This is a genomic window from Psychrobacter sp. CoH-33_TS_01 (assembly GCF_058189395.1).
This window is the reverse complement of record NZ_JBVGQI010000059.1, coordinates 1-269: the sequence shown is the minus strand read 5'-3', so window position 1 is coordinate 269 and position 269 is coordinate 1. Positions and strand designations below refer to the sequence as shown.

The window sequence follows — 269 nt, the reverse complement described above, 5'->3', positions numbered from 1 at the left end:
CCACAGGGGGCATCGTCGGGTCCACCGGGATCTCCGGCCTGACTCTCGGCGGCGGCATCGGTTACCTCTCACGCAAATACGGGCTGTCCTGCGACAACCTGCTGTCCGCAGACGTCGTCTTGGCGGACGGCTCGTTCGTCACGGCGAGCGAGACCCGCAACGACGATCTCTTCTGGGCGCTGAGAGGAGGCGGCGGCAACTTCGGGGTGGTGACCTCCCTGAAGTACACGCTTCATCCCGTGGACATGGTCCATGCCGCGATCATCATC

General features: G+C 64.7%; 1 protein-coding gene. It reads left to right on the top strand.

Features of this window, described 5'->3' with window-relative positions; translation table 11 throughout:
* The coding region (locus ACZ2XM_RS15550; RefSeq protein WP_490619022.1) for an FAD-binding oxidoreductase at window positions 1-269 on the top strand (269 nt) is incomplete at both ends.